The sequence below is a fragment of the Litorihabitans aurantiacus genome (assembly GCF_030161595.1).
In the GTDB taxonomy this organism is placed as follows: domain Bacteria; phylum Actinomycetota; class Actinomycetes; order Actinomycetales; family Beutenbergiaceae; genus Litorihabitans; species Litorihabitans aurantiacus.
The window spans coordinates 2218723-2236909 of sequence record NZ_BSUM01000001.1 but is presented as its reverse complement, the minus strand read 5'-3'; the positions used below and the strand labels follow the sequence as shown (position 1 = coordinate 2236909).

15 protein-coding genes, 1 pseudogene and 1 riboswitch are annotated in these 18187 nt (G+C 72.7%); of the genes and pseudogenes, 7 read left to right on the top strand and 9 right to left on the bottom strand.

The window, feature by feature from the left end:
- Positions 1 to 127: 127 nt before the first annotated feature.
- From QQK22_RS10575 to QQK22_RS10565, 3 genes are all read right to left on the bottom strand, one after another.
- Entirely contained in the window at positions 128 to 1243 is a 1116-nt protein-coding gene (locus QQK22_RS10575; RefSeq protein WP_284250895.1) for a substrate-binding domain-containing protein, read from the bottom strand.
- A gap of 97 nt (positions 1244 to 1340) precedes the next feature.
- Positions 1341 to 2630 carry a multiple monosaccharide ABC transporter permease gene (gene mmsB / locus QQK22_RS10570; protein WP_284250894.1) on the bottom strand — a complete coding sequence of 430 codons (1290 nt, stop codon included), beginning with the start codon at positions 2628 to 2630 and terminating at the stop codon, positions 1341 to 1343.
- A gap of 25 nt (positions 2631 to 2655) precedes the next feature.
- Complete coding sequence (locus tag QQK22_RS10565) at positions 2656 to 4251, bottom strand: sugar ABC transporter ATP-binding protein (protein ID WP_284252685.1); 1596 nt, start codon at positions 4249 to 4251, stop codon at positions 2656 to 2658.
- Between the two features lie 317 nt (positions 4252 to 4568).
- Between QQK22_RS10565 and QQK22_RS10560 the strand changes: the two genes are divergently transcribed.
- Positions 4569 to 5738, top strand: a complete 1170-nt coding sequence (locus QQK22_RS10560; RefSeq protein ID WP_284250893.1) for an ROK family transcriptional regulator — start codon at positions 4569 to 4571, stop codon at positions 5736 to 5738.
- On the top strand, positions 5738 to 6538 hold the full coding sequence (locus QQK22_RS10555) for an ATP-binding cassette domain-containing protein (protein WP_284252683.1): 801 nt from the start codon (positions 5738 to 5740) through the stop codon (positions 6536 to 6538). The genes QQK22_RS10560 and QQK22_RS10555 overlap by 1 nt, the downstream gene beginning before the upstream one ends.
- A 21-nt stretch (positions 6539 to 6559) precedes the next feature.
- Here the strand turns inward: QQK22_RS10555 and purU are convergent, their stop codons facing one another.
- Positions 6560 to 7402, bottom strand: a complete 843-nt coding sequence (purU, locus tag QQK22_RS10550) for a formyltetrahydrofolate deformylase (protein ID WP_284250892.1) — start codon at positions 7400 to 7402, stop codon at positions 6560 to 6562.
- Between the two features lie 50 nt (positions 7403 to 7452).
- On the opposite strand from purU, the gene QQK22_RS10545 reads away from it, so the two are divergent.
- The 4 genes and pseudogenes from QQK22_RS10545 (at position 7453) to QQK22_RS10530 (ending at position 11382) form a co-directional block, all read left to right on the top strand.
- On the top strand, positions 7453 to 7977 hold the full coding sequence (locus QQK22_RS10545) for a GNAT family N-acetyltransferase (RefSeq protein ID WP_284250891.1): 525 nt from the start codon (positions 7453 to 7455) through the stop codon (positions 7975 to 7977).
- 2 nt (positions 7978 to 7979) lie between these two features.
- Positions 7980 to 8068, top strand: a riboswitch (ZMP/ZTP riboswitch).
- Between the two features lie 93 nt (positions 8069 to 8161).
- Positions 8162 to 9456, top strand: a pseudogene (gene glyA / locus QQK22_RS10540) (serine hydroxymethyltransferase).
- A gap of 10 nt (positions 9457 to 9466) precedes the next feature.
- Entirely contained in the window at positions 9467 to 10333 is an 867-nt protein-coding gene (locus QQK22_RS10535; protein WP_284250890.1) for a bifunctional 5,10-methylenetetrahydrofolate dehydrogenase/5,10-methenyltetrahydrofolate cyclohydrolase, read from the top strand.
- Positions 10334 to 10794: 461 nt separating this feature from the next.
- A complete protein-coding gene (locus QQK22_RS10530; RefSeq protein ID WP_284250889.1) occupies positions 10795 to 11382 on the top strand; it encodes a dihydrofolate reductase family protein in 588 nt (195 codons plus the stop codon).
- A 224-nt stretch (positions 11383 to 11606) separates the two neighbouring features.
- Here QQK22_RS10530 and QQK22_RS10525 read toward each other — a convergent pair whose 3' ends face one another.
- Positions 11607 to 12326 carry a hypothetical protein gene (locus QQK22_RS10525; RefSeq protein WP_284250888.1) on the bottom strand — a complete coding sequence of 240 codons (720 nt, stop codon included), beginning with the start codon at positions 12324 to 12326 and terminating at the stop codon, positions 11607 to 11609.
- A 164-nt stretch (positions 12327 to 12490) separates the two neighbouring features.
- Between QQK22_RS10525 and QQK22_RS10520 the strand changes: the two genes are divergently transcribed.
- Complete coding sequence (locus QQK22_RS10520) at positions 12491 to 13357, top strand: exodeoxyribonuclease III (protein WP_284250887.1); 867 nt, start codon at positions 12491 to 12493, stop codon at positions 13355 to 13357.
- An 80-nt stretch (positions 13358 to 13437) separates the two neighbouring features.
- Here the strand turns inward: QQK22_RS10520 and QQK22_RS10515 are convergent, their stop codons facing one another.
- From QQK22_RS10515 to QQK22_RS10500, 4 genes are read right to left on the bottom strand one after another with little or no spacing between them, the layout of a single operon-like run.
- The gene (locus QQK22_RS10515; protein WP_284250886.1) at positions 13438 to 14655 is read right to left on the bottom strand and encodes an ABC transporter permease; all 1218 of its coding nucleotides are present in this window, start codon (positions 14653 to 14655) and stop codon (positions 13438 to 13440) included.
- Entirely contained in the window at positions 14652 to 15380 is a 729-nt protein-coding gene (locus QQK22_RS10510; RefSeq protein ID WP_284250885.1) for an ABC transporter ATP-binding protein, read from the bottom strand. The genes QQK22_RS10515 and QQK22_RS10510 overlap by 4 nt, the downstream gene beginning before the upstream one ends.
- A complete protein-coding gene (locus QQK22_RS10505) occupies positions 15377 to 17170 on the bottom strand; it encodes an efflux RND transporter periplasmic adaptor subunit (RefSeq protein ID WP_284250884.1) in 1794 nt (597 codons plus the stop codon). Before QQK22_RS10505 ends, QQK22_RS10510 begins: the two co-directional genes overlap by 4 nt.
- The gene (locus tag QQK22_RS10500) at positions 17167 to 18174 is read right to left on the bottom strand and encodes a hypothetical protein (RefSeq protein ID WP_284250883.1); all 1008 of its coding nucleotides are present in this window, start codon (positions 18172 to 18174) and stop codon (positions 17167 to 17169) included. The genes QQK22_RS10505 and QQK22_RS10500 overlap by 4 nt, the downstream gene beginning before the upstream one ends.
- Positions 18175 to 18187: the final 13 nt, after the last annotated feature.

Sequence of the window (18187 nt, the reverse complement as noted above, 5' to 3'; positions counted from 1 at the left end):
GTCAAGATACCTGAGGACGCGCGCCGTCCGCGAGGTCGCCCGGCCCGGGTGCACGACGGCGGCCCCCACCCTGACCGAGTGGGGGCCGCCGCGTCCGTGCGGGCCGCGCTCGCGCGCGGCCGGTTGCTCAGCCCTGCGTGAGCGGCTCGAGCGTCGCGTCACCGGCGTAGACCTCGGCGGCGTTGGCCTCGGTCACGATCTTCGGCTCGAGCAGGAAGGCCGGGACGACCTTCACACCGTTGTCGTAGTCGGTCGTGTTGTTGACCGGGATGTCCTCGCACATCTGGAGGTCCTGGACGGAGGCGATGGTCTGCGCCACGAGCTCGCGCGTGTCCTTGTAGATCGTGGAGTACTGCTCACCCTCCATGATCGACTTCACCGACTCGACCTCGGAGTCCTGACCCGTGATGACCGGCGTCTCGCCGCCCGCCTGCTGCACCGACGTCAGCGCGGCGCGCGCCAGCGTGTCGTTGGGGGACAGGACGCCGTCGAGCTCGGTGCCGCCGCCGTAGGAGCCGGACAGGATGGTGTCCATGCGGCGCTGGGCGTTCTCGGGCTTCCAGCCCTGCGTCGCCACCTGCTGGAACGTGGTCTGACCGGAGACGACCGTGAGCGTGCCGTCGTCGATCTTCGGCTGCAGCACGCTCATGGCGCCCTCGAAGAACGGCGTGGAGTTCGCGTCGTCCGAGGAGCCGGCGATGAGCTCGATGTTGTAGGGGCCCTCGCCCTTGCGCTCGGCGAGACCCTCGAGGAGCGCCTGGCCCTGGAGCTCTCCGACCTTGAAGTTGTCGAACGCGATGTAGGCGTCCACGGCCTCGGTGTTGAGCAGGTTGCGGTCGTAGGCGATGACGCTGGCGCCGGAGTCCTTGGCGGCCTGCACCTGCGAGCCGAGCTGCGAGCCGTCGACCGCACCGACCACGATGACCGAGGCGCCCTGCTCGATCATCGAGTCGATCTGGTTCTGCTGCTCGGTGGCACCGCCGTTCGCGAACTGCACCAGCGGGTCGAAGCCTGCCTCGGTGAGGCCGTCGTTGAACAGCTGCTCCGCGAGGACCCAGTTCTCCGAGGTCTTCTGGGGCAGGGCGACGCCGATCGTGGCGTCGGCCGGGAAGCACTCGCCGTCGGCCGCCGGCGAGCCGCCGTTGCCGCCGCCGGTGTCGGCGTCGCGACCGCCGCCGCACGCGGTGAGGGCCAGGGCGCTGATCGCGCCGAGGGCGAGGAAACGCGTGACGTTGCTCTTCATGGTTCTGCCTTCTACTCGTGCATCCGACACTGGATGCGGGTCCCTTGCAGGTGAGATGGATGGATCAGGTGTGCGCGGCGGTGCGCCGCCCACGGGTTCAGGAGACGGGCGGGGTGGCCCCGGCGCGGGGCACGTCCTTGGTCGCGGTGGTGGGCTCGGGGCTCGTGTGCTGCATCAGGGTCTTCTGCCGGCGGAACAGGAGCCCCGTGATCGAGGGCTTGCCCTGGGTCTTGTTGTAGACGTCGAAGGCGACGGCGGCGAGGAGCACGAGGCCCTTGATGATCTGCGTCCAGTCGGAGCCGACGTTCATCAGCTGGAGGCCGTTGTTCAGCGTGGCCATCACGAGACCGCCGATGATCGAGCCGGTCACGGTGCCGATGCCGCCCGAGACCGCCGCGCCACCGATGAACACGGCGGCGATCGCGTCGAGCTCCCAGTTGGTGCCGTCGAACGGACCGGAGGCCTGGGCGCGGCCGATGTAGACGATGCCGGCGACGGCGGCGAGCACCGACATGTTCGCCATGACGAAGAAGTAGGTCTTGCGGGTGCTGACGCCGGAGAGGGCGGCGGCGGCGCGGTTGCCGCCGACGGCGTAGACGTGGCGCCCGATCGTGGTGCGCTGGGTCAGCACGTGGTACGCGATGACGAGCAGCACGAGCAGCACGCCGGGGACGGGGAACGACGTGCCCGGACGGCCGCTGCCGAACAGGAACGTCAGGTAGCCGAGTACGGCGACGACGGCGACGAGCCGGATGCCGGCGATCAGCAGCGGCGTGGGCTCGGCTCCGAGCTTGAGAGCACGACGGCGCTTGGAGACCTCGGCCCAGACGACCCACGCGATGGCGGCGAGGCCGAGCACGAGCGTGGAGTTGTTCAGACCCGTGGCGGCAGGACCCCACTCGGGCAGGTACCCGCCACCGAGGTAGCGCAGCTCCTCCGGGACGGGGACCGAGTTGGAGTTGCCGATGTACTGGTTGAGGCCGCGGAAGAGGAGCATGCCCGCGAGGGTGGTGATGAAGCCGGGGATGCCGACCCACGCGACCCACCAGCCCTGCCACGCGCCGATGGCGAGGCCGACTCCGATGCCGAGCAGGATGCCCAGGTACCACGGGATGCCCCAGTCGCGGATCGCCAGGGCCACGACGATGCCGGTCACGGCGGCCACGGACCCGACCGACAGGTCGATGTGGCCCACGACGATCACCATCACCATGCCGATCGCGAGGATCAGCACGTACGAGTTGCCGTTGATGAGGTTCATCATGTTGCTCGGCGTGAGGACGCGACCACCGGTCAGGCCCTGGAACAGCAGCACGAGCGCCACCAGCGCGAACAGCATGCTGAACTGGCGGACGTCACCGCCGAAGAACTGCTTGAGTGACTTCATCGTCTTTCCTTCTCCCGCCGCCGGCTCAGGCCGCGGAGGTGGTGGTGTCGGTGGGGGCGTCCGTGATCGGGGCGTCGGTGACGGGCGTGTCGGTCACCGGGTCGATCGTCTGGGTGCCCGACGTCGTGGTCATGAGGCGCATGAGCGACTCCTGGTCGGCGTCGGCGCGGTCGAGCACGCCGGTGATGGCGCCCTCGCAGACGGTGTAGATGCGGTCGGCGAGCCCGAGGACCTCGGGCAGCTCCGAGGAGATGACGATGACGCCGCGCCCCGAGGCCGCCAGCTTCTGCACGAGACCGTAGATCTCGTACTTGGCGCCGACGTCGATGCCGCGCGTGGGCTCGTCCAGGATGAGGAGCTCCGGCTCGGTGAACATCCACTTCGCCAGCACGACCTTCTGCTGGTTGCCGCCGGAGAGCTTGCCGACGCCCTCGCGCACCGAGGGCGCCTTGACCCGCATCGACTTGCGGTAGGACTCGGCCGCGGCGAACTCGCGGTCCTCGTCGATGAAGGTCCGGCGCGAGATCTTCTTGAGCGCGGCCGAGACGACGGTGTCCTTGATCGTGTCGAGCAGGTTCAGCCCGAGCGTCTTGCGGTCCTCCGGCACGTAGGCCAGGCCGTGGTCGATGGCGCTGCCGACGGTCGGGATCGAGACCGCTTCGCCGTTCATGTAGATCTGCCCGGAGAGGTACTGGCCGTAGGTGCGGCCGAAGATCGAGCGGGCGAGCTCGGTGCGGCCCGCACCCATGAGGCCGGCGAACCCGACGATCTCGCCGCGCTTCACGTGGAAGCTCGAGCCCTTGCACACGAGTCTGCCCTCGACCTCGGGGTCGGCGACGGTCCAGTCGCGGACCTCGAAGAACGTCTCGCCGATCTCGGGGGTGTGGTCGGGGAAGCGGGCCTCGAGCGAGCGCCCGACCATGCCGCGGATGATGCGGTCCTCGTCCAGGGGCTCGTCCGTGACCTCGATCGACTCCACCGTGCGACCGTCGCGGATGATCGTGACGGCGTCGGAGACGTCGGCGATCTCGTTCAGCTTGTGCGAGATCATCAGGCACGTGAGGCCGCGTTCGCGCAGGCCCCGCATGAGCTGCAGCAGGTTCTCGGAGTCCTCCTCGTTGAGCGCCGAGGTCGGCTCGTCGAGGATCAGCACGCGCACGTCCTTCGACAGCGCCCGCGCGATCTCCACGAGCTGCTGCTGGCCGACGCCGAGGTTCTTGATCGGGGTGTCCGGGTTCGCGACGAGCCCGACGCGCTGCATGAGCTCGATCGTCCGCCGGCGCTGCTCGTCCCAGTCGATGAGTGCACCGGACGTGAGCTCGTTGCCGAGGAAGATGTTCTCGGTGATGCTCAGCTCGGGGATGAGCGCGAGCTCCTGGTGGATGATGACGACGCCGGCGCTCTCCGAGGCCTTGAGGTTCCCGAAGTGGACGGGCGAGCCGTCCAGGACGATCTCGCCCAGGAACGTCCCGTGCGGGTAGACGCCCGAGAGCACCTTCATGAGCGTCGACTTGCCGGCGCCGTTCTCGCCGCAGATCGCGTGGATCGTGCCGGCGCGGACGGCGAGCGTCACGTCGTCCAGGGCCTTGACCCCGGGGAACTCCTTGGTGATGTGCTGCATCTCGAGGATGACGGGTGACGTCGTCACGCATGCTCCCAACGCGTCGTCGAGCGGGGCGCGCCGGGTCGTTCCGGCGACGACGCACACGCTAGGACTCTGACCCGTTGGCGTCAACTCGTGAACTCAACCGTGACCGTTCCGTGATCACCGTGGCGGACGTCCCCCGTCGACAGCCCGGCGACAGGGGCCGGGGAGTGCCGGAACGGCAACGAATCTCGCCGACTGCTCGTTCCGTCTGTTGGCGTCGAGAAGTGAAGCCAAGATTCTGGCGCTGACGCCGGGTCGGTGGCGTGCAGGTGCCGGGCTATAGTGCGCGGGTGCCAGGGCGCGGAGCGGCGACAGGGTCGCAGACGTCGCTGCGTGAAGCCAACGCAGCGCGGATCCTGCGCACCGTCGCCCAGTTCGGCGGCATCACCCAGGTCGAGCTGGCGGGGGCGACCGGACTGTCGCCGGCCACCGTCTCCACGATCGTCAAGCAGCTCCTGGCCGCCGGCAGCGTGGAGACGCGCACGACGACCCGCAGCGGACGCCGCGCCTCGCTCGTCACCCTCGCGCGCCGCACCGGTCTCGCCGTCGGGCTGCAGGTGGGCCTGCGCTCGCTCCGGGTGGTCGTCGCCGACGTCGGCTACGACGTGCTCGCCGAGACCGTGCTGCCGCTGCCGCACGAGCACCGCGCGGACACCACGCTCGACCGGGCCGCGCTGCTGGCGGGCGAGCTGCTCGAGGAGATGGGCGCCTCGCTGGAGGAGGTCGTCGGCGTGGGCCTCGCGCTGCCGGCGCCGGTGGACCCCCGCACGGACCGCATCGCGGCGCGCGGGGTGCTGCGGGGCTGGGAGGACGTCGAGGTGGCGGATGTCCTCCAGCGCCGGCTGGACAAGCCGGTCGCCGTCGACAACGACGCGAACCTCGGCGCGCTGGGGGAGCTGCGCTTCGGCGCCGCGCGGGGACTGCGCGACGTCGTCTACGTGCGTGCGTCCTACGGCGTGGGTGCGGGCATCGTGCTCGGCGGGGTCCTGCACCGCGGCCACGGCGGGACGGCCGGTGAGATCGGGCACACCCTGGTGGACCCGACCGGCCCGATCTGCCAGTGCGGGTCGCGCGGCTGCCTGAACACCGTCGTCGGCGCCGACGCCCTCATCGGGACCCTCCGGGTGAGCCACGGCCCCCTGGCGCTGCGCGACCTGATCCGGTTCGCGGACGACGGCGACCCGGGCTGCCGGCAGGTGCTTGCGGACGCCGGTGCGACGATCGGGGCCGTGGTCTCCGGGGTGGCGATGACCGCCAACCCCGAGATGGTGGTGCTCGGGGGCGAGCTGGCCGCGACGGGCGACCTGCTCGCCGTCGGCGTGCGCGACGCGCTGGCGCGTCGCGTGATGCTGGCGAGCGAGGATCCCGTGCCGGTGGTCGTGGGCGAGCTCGGGGTGCGGGCCGAGGTGCTCGGCGCCGTCGCGCACGCGCTGGACCAGCAGGGGGTGATGGCACCGTGATCGACAGGGACGAGGTGGAGCAGGTGGCGGGGCGCGTGGACGGGAACGGGACGACGGCGAGGCCGCCGCTCCTCGAGGTCAGCGGCGCCACGAAGCGGTTCGGCGCGGTCGAGGCGCTCGTCGACGTCGACCTCGTGGTCCACCGGCACGAGGTGGTGGCGCTCGTCGGGGACAACGCCGCGGGGAAGTCGACGCTCGCGCGGATGGTCGCCGGCGTCCACCAGCCCGACGCCGGGACCGTGCGGCTGGAGGGCGTCGACGTCGCGCTCGCCTCGCCGTCGCAGGCCTACCAGGCCGGTGTCGCCACGGTGTTCCAGGAGCTGGCGCTCGCGGACAACCTCGACGTCACGGCCAACATCTTCCTCGGCCGGGAGCTGCGGGTGGGACGGCTGCTGGACGAGGCGCGCATGGAGCACCTCGCGCACGACTACCTGCAGCAGCTGAACTCGCGCATCCCGTCGCCGCGGGTGCGGCTGTCCACCCTCTCGGCCGGTCAGCGGCAGTGCGTCGCGATCGCGCGCACACTCGTGGGGGATCCCCGGCTGATCGTGCTGGACGAGCCGACGGCCTCGCTGTCGGTCGCGCAGACGGCCGAGGTCCTGAACCACGTCTCGAGCCTGCGCGACCTCGGGCTCGGGGTGGTGCTCATCAGCCACAACCTCACGGACGTGCGCGCCGTCGCCGACCGGGTCGAGGTGCTGCGGCACGGCCGCAACAACGGCTCGTTCGACGCCGAGTCGCCCTACGAGAGCGTGATCGCCGCGATCACCGGCGCCACGATGGTGCAGCGCCGGCGCTGAGCCGGACGCGCCGCGGCGGCGTCAGCGGAAGACGACCGTCCGTCGCCCGTCCACGAGCACCCGGTGCTCGGCGTGCCAGCGCACGGCACGCGCCAGCACGCGGCGCTCGACGTCCTCGCCCATCGCCTGCAGCTCGGCGACGTCGTCGTCGTGCTCGACTCGCTCGACGTCCTGCTCGATGATCGGCCCCTCGTCCAGGTCCGCCGTCGCGTAGTGCGCCGTCGCCCCGATGAGCTTGACGCCGCGGGCGTGCGCCTGCGCGTAGGGGCGCGCGCCCTTGAACGAGGGCAGGAACGAGTGGTGGATGTTGATGACGCGCCCGTCGAGCTCGCGGCACAGGTCGTCGGACAGGATCTGCATGTACCGCGCCAGCACGACGAGCTCGGCGTCGGTCTCACCCACGATCCGCAGCAGCTCGGCCTCGGCCTGCGCCTTCGTCTCGCGCGTGACCGGCACGTGGTGGAAGGGCAGCTCGTAGAAGTCCGCGATGCCCTGCAGCGCGGTGTGGTTCGAGACGACCGCCACGACGTCGATCGGGAGCCGCCCGGAGCGCTGCCGGTAGGCGAGGTCGTGCAGGCAGTGCGAGGCGGTCGAGACCATCAGCACGGTGCGCAGCGGGCGTCCCACGACGTCGAGGTCCCACGTCATGCCGTAGGCGCTCGTGACGGGGTCGAGCACCCGGGTCAGGTCCTCGCGCGGCGCGTCGACCTGCACCTCCACGCGCATGAAGAACAGGCCGGAGACCGGGTCGCCGAACTGCTGGGACTCGGTGATGTTGCCCTCGAGGCCGGCGAGCGCACCCGCCACCGCCGCGACGATCCCGGGGCGGTCGGGGCAGGAGAGCGTGAGAATCCATGTCGTCACGGCGGTCACGGTACCGGCCCCGCCCGGCGCGCTTCTGCGATGATCGAGGTATGAGCACCGATCCCGCCCTCCGCATCGACGTCGTCGAGCCCCACGACGGCGCGGCCGCCGGCGAGCTGCTGACCGTGCGCCGCGCGGCGTTCGTCACCGAGGCTCAGCGCTACGGCGACCCGAACATCCCGCCGCTGACGCAGACGCTCGAGGAGCTGCGCACCGACCTGGGGCGCGCCGACGTCGTGACCCTCGGCGCGTGGCAGGGGCACCGCCTCGTCGGCTCGGTCCGGGTGGAGCTCGAGGGGGACCGCGCCACGCTCGGTCGACTCGCCGTCGTGCCCGACCTCCAGGGGACCGGGATCGGGACCCAGCTGCTCATGGCGGTGCTGCAGTACCTGCCCGAGCAGACGCAGGAGGTGTGGGTCTTCACCGGCAAGGACTCCACGCAGAACCTCTCGCTCTACGCCACGCAGGGTTTCGAGCACGCCTACGACCAGCACACCGGCGAGCTCACCTACGCCTACCTCAAGAAGATCCTGGGCGAGGAGGCGGCGCCGGGCGCTGAGCCGGCGCTGCAGTAGGCTGGCCGCGTCGCGACTGGCGCCGGGTGGGATCGACCACCGGGGAGCGACGAGGTACGTGAGCACGGGGTCGCCCGCCTGGGTCCCTGCTCGTCCGGGGCACGCGCACGCGTGCCCGCCGTACCGAAGAAGGAGTCCCGCTGTGACCTCCGTGACCGACCCCCGCCCCACCGACGCGCCCGACCTGTCCTCGCTCAGCGGCGCCGACATCGCCGGCGGCTCCCTCGCCTCACTCGACCCGGAGATCGCCGCGGTCCTCGAGGGTGAGCTGGGGCGCCAGCGCGAGACGCTCGAGATGATCGCGAGCGAGAACTTCGTGCCGCGAGCCGTGCTGCAGGCGCAGGGCAGCGTCCTGACCAACAAGTACGCCGAGGGCTACCCGGGCCGCCGCTACTACGGCGGCTGCGAAGAGGTCGACGTCGCCGAGAACCTTGCCATCGAGCGCGTCAAGTCCCTGTTCGGCGCGGGCTACGCCAACGTCCAGCCGCACTCGGGCGCGACGGCGAACGCCGCCGTCCTGCACGCGCTCGCCACGCCGGGCGACACGATCCTCGGGCTCTCGCTCGCCCACGGCGGCCACCTCACGCACGGCATGAAGATCAACTTCTCCGGCCGGCTCTACGACGTCGCGGCCTACGAGGTCGACCCCGAGACGTACCGCATCGACTACGACGCGCTGCGCGCGAAGGCGATCGAGTCGAAGCCCCGCGTCATCATCGCCGGGTGGTCGGCCTACCCGCGCCACCTCGACTTCGAGGCGTTCCGCTCGATCGCCGACGAGGTCGGTGCGCTGCTGTGGACCGACATGGCGCACTTCGCCGGCCTCGTGGCCGCGGGCCTGCACCCGAACCCGGTGCCGCACTCCGACGTCGTGTCCTCCACCGTGCACAAGACGCTCGGCGGGCCCCGCTCGGGCGTGATCCTCGCGCGGGACGAGGAGCCGTGGGGCAAGAAGCTCAACTCCGCGGTGTTCCCCGGCCAGCAGGGCGGGCCGCTGATGCACGTGATCGCCGCCAAGGCGGTCGCGTTCAAGCTGGCCGCGACGGAGGCCTTCCGCGACCGCCAGGCCCGCACGCTCGAGGGTGCGCGCATCATCGCCGACCGGCTCGCGCAGCCCGACGTCGCCGCCGCCGGCGTCTCGGTGCTCACCGGGGGCACCGACGTCCACCTCGTGCTCGTGGACCTGCGCCACTCGCCGCTGGACGGCCAGCAGGCCGAGGACCTCCTGCACTCCGCCGGCATCACCGTCAACCGCAACGCGGTGCCGTTCGACCCGCGCCCCCGCGCGTCACCTCCGGCCTGCGGATCGGCACGCCGGCGCTCGCGACCCGCGGCTTCGGCGCCGCGGAGTTCACCGAGGTCGCCGACGTGATCGCGACGGCGCTGATCGGGGGCGGCAGCACCGACGTCGAGGCGCTGCACGCCCGGGTGGACCGGCTGACGGCCGACTTCCCGCTCTACGACGGCCTCGCGCAGTAGGGCCGGCGCGATGGCAGCGCTCATGATGCCCGGTCGGCCCGTCGCCGACGCGGTGCTGGAGTCCCTGGCCCCGCGGATCGAGGCCCTCGTGGCCGCGGGCCGCCGGCCCGGGCTCGGCACGATCCTCGTGGGGGAGGACTCCGCCAGTGCGGGGTACATCCGGATGAAGCAGGCCAAGGCCGCGGAGCTCGGGTTCACCTCGCCCCACATCCACCTGGGCCAGGAGGCGACGCAGGCCGACGTGCTGGCCGCCGTGCGCGAGATGAACGACGCCGACGACGTCGATGCCGTCCTGCTGCAGCACCCCACACCGCCGCAGATCGACTTCGACGCCGCGCTGCTGGCCCTCGACCCCGACAAGGACGTCGACGGCCTGCACCCGGTCAACATGGGTCGCCTCGCGCTCGGGATGCCCGGCCCGGTGCCGTGCACCCCGGCAGGGATCGAGGCGCTGCTCGCGCACTACGAGGTGCCGATCTCGGGTCGCGAGGTCTGCATCCTGGGCCGCGGCACCACGCTCGGCCGTCCGCTCGCGCTCCTGCTGAGCCAGAAGCGGCCGACGGCGAACGCCGCCGTCACCGTGGTGCACACCGGTGTCCCGGACTGGGCGGACTACACGCGCCGCGCCGACGTCGTGATCGCCGCGGTGGGCGTGCCCGGGATCCTGCGTCCCGAGCACCTGACGCCGGGCGTCACGGTCGTGGGCGGCGGGGTTCGGTACGAGGGGAAGCGGCTGCTGCCCGACGTCGACGAGGCCTGCGAGCAGGTCGCCGGCGCCATCACGCCGCGCGTCGGCGGCGTCGGGCCGACGACGATCGCGCTGCTGTTCCGCAACGCGGTCGAGGCCGCCGAGCGCCGGGCGGGGATCGCCGCGTAGCGCCGGTCAGGCGGGCGGGCGGGCGGCGGTCGTGGCCGCCCTCAGGTCGGGCCCCTCGCTGTGAGCGGCCAGCCACTCGCTGTGAGCGGCTGGCGGTGCGGCGATCTCCCACGGTTTCTCGATACGGGCCACTGACCTGCGGAGATGTCCCGGCGGGCGGCCGGGTTGCTGCAGCTGGCCGCTGTGAGCGAGACCGGGCCGCTCCCAGCGAGGGACGGTTTGCCCACCGTCGACCGGGAGCCGGCCGTCGACCGGGAGCCGGCGGTCGACCGACCGCTGGACGCTGTCCGGCGGTCGACCATGACGACAACACTACGTCCCACCCATTGCGTGCGCGGTTGCCAGACCGATCCCGCTCTCCGAGCGCGCCGAACTCGGAGTCGATGTCGCGCAACCGGCTCTCTTGACGTGACGAGACCGGCCCGCTGGGCTGGTGGTCGCACGGAAGAGAGGGAGCGGCAATGGTCGGCTACACCTGGGATGTGTTCACGACGCTGGACGGCTTCGGATCGTACGACGAGCGGCCCGGGGGAGTGGACTGGGGTGGCTACTGGTCGAAGCAGGGCCCGGAGCTGCTGCAGTGGCGCGCCGAGCTCTTCAGCGTGCCGCAGCGCATGGTCTACGGCGCAACGACCTTCCGCGAGGTGGCAGGCATCTTCGAGGCAGGCATCGACCCCTTGACGCTCGACGATTGGAACCAGCGGCTGCTGCGGATGGCGGCGACGGTCATCTCCTCCACCCTCGAGCAGACGCTCGGCTGGCCGGATGCGACCATCGAGCGCGGCGACGCCGTGGAGATCGTGCGCGAGCTCAAGAGGTCGTCCGAGATGCCGCTGCGGTCTCAGGCGAGCCTGTCGTTGAACTGGTCGCTGCTCGAGGCTGGTCTCGTCGACGAGATCCAGGTCACGGTCTTCCCCGTCATCACTGGACGAACGGGCATCAGCCCCATCTACGCCGGTCTCGGCGACCACGACCTCGAGCTCGTCGAGAGCCGGACGCTGGATGGGCGCACGCTCGGGCTCACGTACCGCCCGACGGCTCGACGCTGAGCATGCGACGCCAACGGCGTCGTCCGATCCCGACCTGATGCTGCGCTGTTCGTCTCGACGAAGCAGACGCTGCGGCGAGCGCGTCCCTACTCGGCGGCCAGCCCTCGCGTCGACCTGGTGCAGTCAGAGCCGACGCTCAACCGACCGCTGGACGCTGTCGCCACGCGACCGGCGCCACCCGTGCGGCCGGGGTCGAGGGCCGAGCGTCGGGATCTCCGCGACGGTCAGGCGGCGGGCGAGTTCTCCGCCGCCTCCGGCGCGCGCCACATCGTCACGTCGCGACGGCGCCGCACCAGCACCTGACGCGGGACGACGCCGCCGCGCCGCCGGATCGCGGCCGACAGGAGGCTCGCGCGCGCCTGCGCCTCGCCCGATCCGGTCCGCGGCAGCTCCCAGACGAGCACCAGGTCGGGAAGGCCCAGGTGCTCGCCGAGAGACTCGAGCATCGAGGCCATCTCGTCCGCCTCGCGCTCGCCGAACGTCAGCGGCGCCTCGATCTGGGGGATCGTCGGCAGCGGCACGCCGCGCTCGTCCAGGAGGAGCAGCCACCAGCGCTCGACGAACGCGGTCTGGACCATCGCGCGGACGAACGTGAGGACGGCGGCGTCGTCCGTCAGGGGCGCGGTGCGGTCGACCGCGTCGGCGACGGATCCGTCGAAGTCGTCCTCGTCCTCGTCCTCGTCGTCGTAGGGCAGTCCGAAGGAGTCGCGGTCCGCGGTGAGGTCCTCGGCGTCGGCGAGCTCGAACGGCCCGTACGGGTCGGTCAGGAGCAGGTCGACGTCGTCGGTGTCGATGACGGCGTCCCGGCCGCCGCCCTGGCTGCCGTGGTCCGGGCCGTCGACCTCTGGGCCGTCGAGATCCAGGTCGTCGAGCTTCGGGCGGTCGGTGTCGGACGTGCGTGCACCGGTGTCGTGGGGTCGGTTGACGCTGTTCGGGGTTGTCATGCATCGAGAGTGGCAGGTGGAGGGCCGCGGGGCGGGTCGTCGGCCACGTCCTGTGGACAACCTCGCGCCCGGCACCACCGGCACCCCGGCGCCACCGGCACCACCGGTCCGTCGACGCGGACGGCGATGCGGGTCGTGTCGGTGGTCGGTGGCAGAGTGCTCGGGTGCTCACGATCGCGACCGTCAACGTCAACGGCCTGCGGGCCGCCGTCCGCCGAGGGATGCCGGCCTGGCTCGAGGAGCGGCAGCCGGACGTGCTGCTGCTGCAGGAGGTGCGGGCACCGGACGCCGTCGTGCGCGACCTCCTGGGCGAGGGTTGGCACGTGACCCACGTCGAGGCCACCGCCAAGGGCCGCGCGGGCGTGGCGATCGCCTCGCGTCTGCCCTTCGCCGACGTGCGCGAGTCGCTCCCGGCGCCGGAGAGCGGTGAGGAGCCCGAGGGCGACGTCGGGCGCTGGGTCGAGGCGGACCTCGCGCTGGCCGACGGCCGCACGCTGACCCTGGTGTCCACCTACCTCTACTCGGGGACCGCGGGCACGCCGTCGATGGACGCCAAGTACGCCCACCTCGACCGCGTCTCGGAGCGGCTGGAGACGCTCGCCCGCCAGGAGCTGGCCGTCCTCGGGGGCGACATCAACATCGGCCACCGCGAGCTCGACATCAAGAACTGGAAGGGCAACCGCACCTCGGCCGGCTTCCTCCCGGCCGAGCGCGCGTACCTGGACCGCTGGTACGGCGATCCCGACCTCGAGCACGACGGCGGCGCGGCCGGCACCGGGGGCGCGATCGGTGCAGGTCTTGGCCTGGTCGACGTCGCGCGCCGTGTCGAGGGCGACGTCCCGGGCCCGTACACCTGGTGGTCGTGGCGCGGGAAGGCGTTCGACAACGACTCGGGCTGGCGCATCGACGTCCAGGCCGTCACCCCGGCGCTCGCGGCGAGCGTCGTGGAGCAGGCGGTCGATCGCGCGGCGACGTACGACGCGCGCTTCAGCGACCACGCCCCGTACGTCGTGCGCTACGACGTGGGCTGAGCCGGGAGGGCGGGCGAGGCCGTTGTGGCGCGCCGTGGTCCGCCACCGTCAGAGCCCGCCGCCGTCAGACTCCGCCGTCGTCAGAGCCCGCCGCGCAGCGCCGCGACGGGTTCGAGCGAGGCGGCCTTGATCGCCGGGTAGGCGCCGGCCACGAGGCCGATGACCCCGCCGAGCAGCGCGGAGCCGAGCGCGAGCCCCATGTCGATGATGGGTGTCCACTGCTGCGCGGCGCTCACCCCGACCACGACGAAGACGCCCAGCGCGGCGCCGATGAGGCCGCCCAGGAGGCCCACCACCACCGACTCGACCACGAACTGCGTCGCCACCTGCCCGCGGGTCGCCCCGAGGGCCCGCCGCAGCCCGATCTCCCCGACACGCTCCATCACCGACAGCAGGGTCACGTTCGCGATCCCGAGCCCGCCCACGATCAGCGCCACGCCGCCCAGCGCGATGAAGACGATGTTGATGTCGCCCCGGATGTTGCGCTGCAGCTCCCCACCGGTGGGTGGGGACTGGACGTCGACGTTCTCGGGCGCGTTCGGCGAGAGGGCGAGCGGCACCTGGGAGCCGACGACGTCGCCCGAGCCCACCGCGATCCGCATCTGCAGCTCGCCCGGTGCGGTCAGGCCGAAGTCGGCCCGCGCCGTCCCCATCGGGAGGATCACAGCGTCCACGAGATCGCGGCGCCGGGCGGTCTCCTCGACGATGCCGATCACGGTGTACGGCCGCTCGCCGATGAAGATCGACGGCTGCGAGTCGATCCGGTTGATCGCGAGCCGCTCGGCCGCGCCCGCCCCGAGGACGACGACGCGGTCCGCCCGCGCGTCGTGCCCGGCGTCGAACATGCGCCCGGTCGCGAGCGTCCCGCGCACCGCGGCCAGGACGCCCGGGCTGGTGGCGACGACGGCGGGCGGGACGCCGGCCACGGCCGTCGGGTCCGCGATCGGGACGGCGGAGATGCGCGCGCCAGCGACGTCGACCTCTGCCAGCAGCGCCGCGGCCTCGACGCCCGCGAGCCGCTCGACGCGGTCGGGCGAGTCCCACGGGAGCTGGGTGCGCGCGCGGGTGTCACCGCCCATCGTCCGCGCCTCGCCGGCCTTCGCGACGGCCTGGGTGGCCCCGACGGCGTCGAACTGGCGCGCGATCTGGCCCGCGCCGGTCTGCGCCATCCCCATCGTGACCACGAGCGCGGCGATGCCGAGCACCGTGCCGAGGATGGTCAGCAGGAGGCGACCGGGCCGGGCGCCGATCCCGTGCGACGCCTCGACGGCGAGGTCCCGGATCGAGAGCCGGCTCACCGCAGCACCTCGAGCACGCCGTCGGTGATCCGCACCGATCGCTGCGCCCGCGCGGCGACGTCGTCGTCGTGCGTGATGACGGCGAGGGTGAGGCCGTCGGCGTGCAGCTCGTCGAACAGGTCCAGGACCTCGCCCGAGGTCGACTGGTCGAGGTTGCCCGTGGGCTCGTCCGCCAGGAGCAGCCGGGGGCTCGTCACGACGGCGCGCGCCACGGCCACGCGCTGACGCTCACCGCCCGAGAGCGTGGTCGGGCGGAAGGCGAGCCGGTGCCCGAGGTGCACGCGCTCGAGCGCGGCCACGGCGCGGTCGTGGCGCTCGGCGCGCGGGACGCCGGCGTAGACCGTGGCCAGCACGACGTTCTCCAGCACGGTGCGGTGCGGCAGGAGGTGGAAGGACTGGAACACGAAGCCGATCCGACCGGCCCGCAGGGCGGTGCGGCGCCGTTCGCCCGCGGTCCGCGTCAGCTCGCCGTCGAGCACGTACTCCCCGCCGGTGGGCCGGTCCAGCAGCCCCAGCAGGTTCAGGAGCGTCGACTTGCCCGACCCCGAGGGTCCGACGATCGAGAGGTAGTCGCCCTCCAGGAGCGTCAGGTCGGTGGGGTGCAGCGCCACGACGGGCGGGTCGCCGGGGAAGGACCGGGTGAGCCCGCGCAGCTCGATGACCGGTGCGAGGGCCCCCTGCGCGGGAGGCGTCACGGCTGCCGGCGCGGCGGGCGCGGTGCTCACCCCGCCCCCACGACCACGCGGTCGCCGGCCTCCAGCGGCTGCTCGCTCGTGACGACCTCCACCATGCCGGAGGCGGTGAGGCCGGTGGTGACGACGACGAGCTCGGGCTCGTCCGCGCCGTCGCGCAGGACCTCGACGCGGCTCTCGCCGCCCGGGCCGGCGGTCAGCGCCGCGATCGGTACCGCGAGCACCTCGCCGGAGGTGGAGCTGACCGGGATGCGGATGCGCACGTTGCTGCCCGCCAGGGCGTCGCGCTGGGGGTCGCTCAGCTCGCCCGGCACCAGGACCACCTGCACCCGGTCGGGGTCCGCGCCGCCACTTCCGCCACCGCCGCCCTCGCTGCCGGCGGAACCCTCGGACGAGCCCTCCGACCCCGACGACGGGGCTGGCGCCTGCGCCCCGATCTCGACCACGGTCGCGGCGATCGGGGTGTCGTCCAGGAGCAGCTCCGCCGCCTGGTCGACCGCGAGCAGGTCGGCGTCGGCGCGGGCGAGGTTCGCCGCGATCTCCAGAGTCGCCCCGGAGATCGTCATGGCCGCACCGGTGACGGTGGTGCCCCGCTGCGCGGTGACGCCGTCGACCCGGCGCGGGAAGGAGGACACGTAGACGACCTCGCTGGCGGGCATCGGGGTCAGCACGTCCTGCCGCGCCTGGCCCAGCGCCTCCTCGGCGTCGGTGAGCTCGCGCTGCGCCGCGTCGCGGGCGGCGACCTCCGCGGAGGTGTCCGGGGCGGCGAGGCCCTCGTCGCGCTGCGCGCGCGCCAGGGTCACGGCGCCCTCGGCGGCGCCGACGCTCAGCGCGCACGTCTCGCGGGGCAGGGCCGCCCCCGTCTCCGGGTCGGTCGGTGCCGGTGCCGCCGCGCACGCCCGCGCGTCCTCGAGCTGGCGCTCGGCCTCGGCGACGGCGTTGTCCAGGCCGATGCGCTCCGAGCGCGGGGCACCGGCGCCGGCGGTGGTCACGGCGGCGCGCGCCGTCTCGAGGCCCGCCGTCGCTGACCGGACCTGCAGCTCGGCGGACTCCAGCGCCTCCGCCGCCCCCTCGGGCGGGTCGGGGACGGGATACCCCGCGCGGGCGTAGAGGCGCTCGACGGCGCCGGCCATCGCGCCGTCGTACGTCTCGCCGTCACCGGCCTCGAGCCCGAGGGAGTTGAGCGCGTCGCGCAGCTGCAGCACGTCGGGGCCCGTCGCGCCGGCCCGGATCGTGCGGTAGACGGGGAACGCGCCGGGCAGGGCCACGACGGGCCGCCCGGCGATCTCCAGAACGACGGAGCCGGCGTCGACCTGCGCCCCGACGTCGGGGACGGCGCCGGTCACGACGGCGGGGCCGCCGAGGTCGGAGGTCTCGATCGTGACCTCCACGGCGTCGTCGTAGCGCGCGTCGCCCCGGGCGACGACGTCGCTGGACAGCGCGCGGCGCTCGACGGGCACCGTCACGAGGCCGGGTTCGGGCGGAGCCGTGTCGGCCGCGGCCTGCGCGGGCGAGACGACGAACCGCTGCAGCACCATGCCGGCACCCAGGGCGACGACGGCGACCGCCGCGATCACCCAGACGGTGCGGTTCAGCGGGGTGCGGGTCCCTGCGGCGGCGCGGCGGCGGTGCGCCGGCTCGGGCTCGGGGCGCCCGACCTCCGAGAGGTCGATCTCCCCGGTGGGAGCCCCCGGGTCGGTCCCTGCGGCGTCCGGGGCGAGCCCGGCCTCCTGCGCACCGCGACCGTCCTGCTCACCGGGACCGTCGCCGACCGGCTGCTCGCCCGCCCGGCCCGACCGGTCGCGCCGACCGGGGAACCTCACTGCCCGGCCGCCGCGAGGGCCTCGGCGAACGCCTCCAGCTCGGCCTTGTTCTCGTCGACGAACTCCTGCTCGACGGCGAACTGCGCGCGCAGCTGACGGTCGTTGTAGTCGGTCTCGTCCTGGCAGGTGTAGTCCGCCGTGGCGAGCTCGATCTCGCGCTCGCGGAGCTCGGCGGTCTCGGCCTCGGAGGGGCCCATGTACTCCGGGTCGTCGGCGTTCTCCTCCCAGAAGGCGTTCTGGGCGTCCATGATGCTCTCCTGCGCCTCCTGGGAGGACGCGAACCCGCTGTGGCCGGCGTCGGCCATGCACGAGGCCCACTCTTCGTTCAGCGCGACCATGTCGGGGTGGTTCTGCACGTCCTCGTAGGTGGTGGACATCGCGGTCATGAGCTCCTCCCACCGGGGGTCGGAGTAGACGTCGTTCGTCCCCGCCTGGTCGCTCTCGACCTCGTAGACCTGGTGCTGCGCCTCGCCGGAGCAGCCGGCCGTGCTCCAGTCCCACTCGGTCTCCATCTCGGCCTCGGCGTCCATCTCGACGCTCGGACCGTAGAGCGCCTCGTAGTAGGCGTCCCGCTCGGACTCGGACATCGACTCGACGTAGTCGGCGTTGGCGTCGACCCACTCGTCCTGCTCCGGGTCCTGCGGGGCGTTGAACCCGTACCCGTTCTGGCGCGCGTTCTCGATCGGGTCGAAGTCCTCGTCCATCTCGGGCCCGAACGAGATCTGGCCGGAGAAGTCCTGCGGCGTGTACTCGAAGCCCTGCCCCGCCATGCACTCGGCGGTGAGCTGCTCCACGCGCGCGGACTCCTCCTCGTACTGCGCGCTCATCGCCTCCTGGTCGAACTCCTCGGAGTCACCGGCGGTGAAGTACGGCATGAGAGGGGAGTCCTCGTAGGTGAGCTCACCGCCCCCGCCCGAGCCCCCGTCGTCGGACCCGCAGGCCACCAGGCCCAGCGCCATCGCCGCTGCCACCGCCGCGATCCGGCCCGTCGTCGCACGCGTCATCGTCGTCTCCTTA

Bases quoted from the DNA above. Each gene is read 5' to 3' on its own strand.
- QQK22_RS10530 (WP_284250889.1), top strand. From the start codon at position 10,795: ATGGTCGGCTACACCTGGGATGTGTTCACGACGCTGGACGGCTTCGGA.
- QQK22_RS10575 (WP_284250895.1), bottom strand. From the start codon at position 1,243: ATGAAGAGCAACGTCACGCGTTTCCTCGCCCTCGGCGCGATCAGCGCC.
- QQK22_RS10500 (WP_284250883.1), bottom strand. From the start codon at position 18,174: ATGACGCGTGCGACGACGGGCCGGATCGCGGCGGTGGCAGCGGCGATG.
- QQK22_RS10565 (WP_284252685.1), bottom strand. From the start codon at position 4,251: ATGCAGCACATCACCAAGGAGTTCCCCGGGGTCAAGGCCCTGGACGAC.
- QQK22_RS10525 (WP_284250888.1), bottom strand. From the start codon at position 12,326: ATGACAACCCCGAACAGCGTCAACCGACCCCACGACACCGGTGCACGC.
- mmsB (WP_284250894.1), bottom strand. From the start codon at position 2,630: ATGAAGTCACTCAAGCAGTTCTTCGGCGGTGACGTCCGCCAGTTCAGC.
- QQK22_RS10535 (WP_284250890.1), top strand. From the start codon at position 9,467: ATGGCAGCGCTCATGATGCCCGGTCGGCCCGTCGCCGACGCGGTGCTG.
- QQK22_RS10545 (WP_284250891.1), top strand. From the start codon at position 7,453: ATGAGCACCGATCCCGCCCTCCGCATCGACGTCGTCGAGCCCCACGAC.